Source organism: Pseudomaricurvus sp. (assembly GCF_965662505.1).
Lineage (GTDB): Bacteria > Pseudomonadota > Gammaproteobacteria > Pseudomonadales > Cellvibrionaceae > Pseudomaricurvus.
In genome coordinates this window covers 1-4,614 of the sequence record NZ_CBFIHX010000192.1, presented here as the reverse complement: position 1 = coordinate 4,614, position 4,614 = coordinate 1, and the positions used below count along the sequence as shown (strand labels likewise).

At 53.4% G+C, this 4,614-nt stretch carries 5 protein-coding genes; 4 read left to right on the top strand and 1 reads right to left on the bottom strand.

All coding sequences use genetic code 11. From position 1 onward, the window contains the following. On the bottom strand, positions 1-1,045 hold a 1,045-nt coding region (locus ACTG33_RS16335; RefSeq protein WP_439136287.1), incomplete at its 3' end, for a YihY family inner membrane protein. 360 nt (positions 1,046-1,405) lie between these two features. On the opposite strand from ACTG33_RS16335, the gene arsC reads away from it, so the two are divergent. From arsC to sppA, 4 genes are all read left to right on the top strand, one after another. Beyond that, on the top strand, positions 1,406-1,750 hold the full coding sequence (gene arsC, locus ACTG33_RS16330) for an arsenate reductase (glutaredoxin) (RefSeq protein WP_439136286.1): 345 nt from the start codon (positions 1,406-1,408) through the stop codon (positions 1,748-1,750). A 1-nt stretch (position 1,751) separates the two neighbouring features. Continuing rightward, positions 1,752-2,366 (top strand): NAD(P)H:quinone oxidoreductase, encoded by a 615-nt coding sequence (gene wrbA / locus ACTG33_RS16325; RefSeq protein WP_439136285.1) that lies wholly within the window; start codon positions 1,752-1,754, stop codon positions 2,364-2,366. Further along, positions 2,363-2,734 carry a DUF2069 domain-containing protein gene (locus ACTG33_RS16320; protein WP_439136284.1) on the top strand — a complete coding sequence of 124 codons (372 nt, stop codon included), beginning with the start codon at positions 2,363-2,365 and terminating at the stop codon, positions 2,732-2,734. The genes wrbA and ACTG33_RS16320 overlap by 4 nt, the downstream gene beginning before the upstream one ends. A 153-nt stretch (positions 2,735-2,887) precedes the next feature. Continuing rightward, positions 2,888-4,614 (top strand): signal peptide peptidase SppA (gene sppA, locus ACTG33_RS16315; protein ID WP_439136283.1); only part of this gene is annotated, 1,727 nt, incomplete at its 3' end.

The following is a 4,614-nucleotide window of genomic DNA, read 5'->3' as shown; positions in this document are numbered from 1 at the left end:
CGTATTCATCTTCCTGCGTCAGGGTAATCACCCGATGACGTACCAACGACTCTCTAACTCGCAACCACTGCTCAGCTTCTACACCCACATTCAGCAGGTCTTCATCATTGGCAACACGTCCTGTTCGCTGACACTGACGCAGCGCCCACAGTGCCAGCAGAGCAGCAATTAAGTCTGGGTAGCGAGCTGTTGTGGTGTCACGCAACATGGAAAAATTAGTCAGCGCACACACCACCACCGCCCCAGACAATACAATCACCCAGAGGATGTAAATCCACAACAGAAACAAGGGCACCATGGCAAAGGTACCGTACACTGCGGCAAATGACATTTGCCCAACAACCCATCCAAACAACACTTTGAATAACTCAAAGAAAATAGCCGTTAAAAAGCCACCAACAAGAGCATTCTTAATCGGCACTTTACAGTTAGGTACCGCAGCAAACAGCAGTGTAAAAGCGGCCGTGGTCATCAACCACGGGAAATAGCCCAACAGCAACGGGATCAGCCCGGTAGGATCATAGCCCTCGCTAAAAAAGCGCAGCGACAACAGGTAAGTGCTGGTCGCAACGCCAACCCCCAGCAAAAGAGGTCCCAAGCTGAGAATGGCCCAATACAGCAGAAAATTATTGAGGCCCCGGCGCGCACCCACCACACCCCAGATACGATTGAACGTACCTTCAATATTTTTGATCATTAAATAGGCGGTCGCCACCAGCATAATAACGCCCGCTAAAGTCAGACTTCGTGCCTGCTGAGTAAACTCCTTAAGTTGAGTCTCAACCTCCAGCCCCGACTCCGGCAGCAAATAGCGGAACAGAAAATCCTGCAGCTGATTAGACAGACCATCAAAAGCAGGAAACAGCGAAAACATGGTAAACACCACCGTCATGGTTGGAACGATGGCAAACAGGGTCATATAGGTCAGTGCGGCGGCCTGCTGGCGGCACCCCTTCTCCCTATACTCTTCTATCAGATGGGGAATGAACTGCCACGCCATCTTTTTGCGACGCTGAAACCCGGTACTGGTGTTGTTTTCACTCATGTTGACCCTTTTATATGAACTTATGCCGTTGTTATCGGTATTTGTGTTACTGATCCGGCCTTTTAATGCGGGATGAATGTTACACGGCATCTGTACCTGAAAGGGATACTGATGCCTGGGAGGCGGCTAACTAGATGCTTGAGAAACTACTAACTAGATGCCTGAGAAACTACTAATCAAATACCTGAGAAGCTTTTAACAAATAGTACCTATAAGCAACCCGAGTCTGAAGGAAATGGCACTCGATATAAAACCGATACAAACCCGGACAGATGACCAGCAAGACACTGCGTAGTGTTCACTGCCGGTAATGTTTACAATAGAAGATTATGACAGATGAACATAAAGGAATTTCGTGCAATGGTCACTATTTATCACAATCCGCGCTGCTCAAAATCTCGCCAGACTCTGGCCTTGTTGGAAGAGAACGGCGTCGAGCCCGAAGTGGTTCTTTACCTTGAGACGCCCCCCAGCGCCAGCGACCTGCAAGAGCTGCTGAGCAAGTTGGGCATCAGCGCTCGCGAGCTGCTGCGCAAGGGCGAAGACGCCTATAAAGAGAACGGCCTGAGCGACAAATCCCTCGGCGAAGACGCACTTCTCGAAGCCATGACCCAATACCCCAAGCTGATCGAGCGCCCCATCGTCGTCAAAGGCTCTAAAGCCGTACTGGGCCGTCCCCCTGAAAACGTGCTGGAGCTGATCTGATATGGCAGCTGCATCGGGCACCCCCTACGTCCTGGTTCTGTATTACTCCCGCTCCGGAGCCACAGCAAAGATGGCTCTGGATATCGCACGAGGCATTGAGCAGGTCTCCGGGATAGAAGCCCGCGTTCGGACTGTGCCACCGGTCTCGCCCACCTCCGAGCAAACCAGCCCGGCAGTGCCCGACGAGGGCGCCGTCTATTGCACTCTTGAAGACCTGCAGCAGTGCAGCGGCCTGGTCCTGGGCAGTCCAACCCGTTTCGGCAACATGGCCGCGCCATTGAAGCACTTTATCGACAGCACCAGCAGTCTGTGGCTGAATGGTAACCTGATCAACAAACCCGCAGCAGCTTTTACTTCGACAGGCAGCCTGCACGGCGGCCAGGAAACCACGCTGCTGACGATGATGATCCCGCTGTTGCATCACGGCATGGTTCTCGTCGGCCTGCCCTACAGCGAACCGGACCTGATGGAAACCCGCAGTGGCGGCACCCCCTACGGGGCCTCTCATGTTGCAGGAACTCAAAGTGACAACCCACTGACCGACGAGGAAAAACGCCTCTGTACGGCGCTGGGCAAACGGGTAGCCACACTGGCTTTGACTCTGGATTCTTTATGACCACTTCCGATACCACCACTCAACCGCCGCTGGCTCTCTCCAAGGGGCTAAGTCTCGCGTCACTGTTCGGTTTGATTGCTCTCTACATCGCAACCAGCTTGCTCGAAGAGAAAATTTACTGGACGCTGCTGATCGCGCCCTGCCTAAGCCTGATAATTTTTGTTCCCGGCATACTGAGAAACCATGCCCGCAGTTACGACTGGCTTTGCTTTGTCATACTGATCCACTTTGTAGTGGGTGTTACCAACAGTATGTCGCCCACCGCAGCCTGGAACGATTATCTGCAGACAGCGCTAACCGTCATCCTGTTTATCAGCGCGATGATGGCCAGCCGCTGGCAAAAGGCAGCCAATCACCAGAACATCTAAACTGACAGCATCGGACTACATAGACAACATCGGACTACATAGACAGCATCGGACTACGTTTACAACATCGGACTACACTGACCACCTCCGGCAAGAGCAACGGCGTCGGAGTCTGGTACTGGAACATCATAAAACCTGCAAGGACTTCGCACTATGAGCGCTCGAAAGCCCGGATTTATACGAAGATTTTTTTCCGCTATCTGGAGTATTCTCACCTGGATCCGCACCAGTATCGCCAATCTCCTGATTCTTCTGGTCATCCTCATTATTGTGGTTGCCCTGCTGCCCAAAGAGGCTCAGCAGATGCCGGACGAGATTGCTTTGCGTGTAGCTCCCAGCGGCTTTCTGGTGGATCAATACAGTTATGTTGATCCCGTGACCCAACTGCTTCAGCAAACCAGTGACGAAAAAGCCGAAACTCTGGTTAAAGATGTCATCAAGGCCATTGAATCCGGTGCGGACGATCAGCGCATCACCTCCATGGTGCTGGACCTGAACCACCTCATGGGTGGCGGCCTGAGCAAGCTGGAAGAAATCGGGACCGCCTTGCAGCGCTTCAAAGACAGCGGCAAAGCGATCTATGCGATCAGCGACAACTACACTCAAGAGCAGTACTACCTGGCCAGCTATGCGGATGAAGTATTGATGCACCCGATGGGTAATCTCATCCTTACCGGCTACGGCAGTTACCGCAACTACTTCAAATCCGCCCTCGATAAGCTGCACCTGAAAATGCACATCTTCCGGGTTGGTGAATACAAGGACGCGGTAGAGCCTTATGTCCGCGACGACATGTCCGAAGCTTCCCGCGAACACAACAGTCAATGGCTGAACGAACTGTGGGCCACCTACACCTCCACCGTGGAACAGCAACGCCAGCTGGCCGAAGGCGACATCGATGAATTCATTAACAACATGGATGACAGACTCGCCGAGCACGGTGGCGATACTGCCGCGACGGCAGCAGCCATGCACCTGGTGGATCAACTGGCCAGTCACGGACAACAAAACCAGTTCCTGATCAGCAAAGTGGGTAAACAGCGGGATAGCGAAGAGTATCGAGCCATTGATTTCGAGGACTATCTCGATTTCATCCCCAAACCCACTGCAATCGGCAGCGACAAGGTCGGTTTGCTGATCGCAAAGGGTATGATTCTGGACGGAGAACAACCTGAAGGCACCATTGGCGGTGAAACCCTGTCCAAATTGATCCGCCAGGCTCGTGAAGATAAAAGCATCAAAGCACTGGTTCTGCGGGTAGACAGCGGTGGAGGCAGTGCTTTCGCCTCCGAACTGATTCGCCAGGAACTGGACATCACCCGTCAGCAGGGTATTCCGGTGCTGGTATCCATGGGCAGTGTGGCGGCATCCGGCGGCTACTGGATCGCCATGGGTGCCGACGAAATTTGGGCCACCCCCACCACCATTACCGGTTCCATTGGGGTGTTCAGCGCCTTCCCGACACTGGAAGAAAGCCTGGCTGAAATTGGCATTTCAACCGACGGCATCGGCACCACCGATCTGGCTGGCGCCCTGAGAATGGATCGCCCCCTGTCACCGCTGGCTGCCAATGTACTGCAACAAAGCGTCAACAATATCTATCAGCGCTTTTTGCACATCGTGGCTGAAAACCGCCAAACTACCACGGCTCAAGTCAATGCTGTGGGTCAGGGTCGTGTCTGGACAGGCCTTGCGGCAAAGGATCTGGGATTAGTCGACGAACTGGGCAATCTGCAGGACACCATCGCCGCAGCGGCCGAAAAAGCCGGACTGAAAGAATATAAGGTGCTCGACATTGAGAAGCAGCTCACCCCCAGAGAGCGGCTGGCCAAGCAACTGGCTGGAGAGCTGGCATCCATCACACCGCACAGCGTCAGCTT

What these genes read in the sequence shown, in the direction of transcription:
- ACTG33_RS16320 (WP_439136284.1), top strand. Translation starts at nt 2,363, where the DNA reads ATGACCACTTCCGATACCACCACTCAACCGCCGCTGGCTCTCTCCAAG.
- arsC (WP_439136286.1), top strand. Translation starts at nt 1,406, where the DNA reads ATGGTCACTATTTATCACAATCCGCGCTGCTCAAAATCTCGCCAGACT.
- wrbA (WP_439136285.1), top strand. Translation starts at nt 1,752, where the DNA reads ATGGCAGCTGCATCGGGCACCCCCTACGTCCTGGTTCTGTATTACTCC.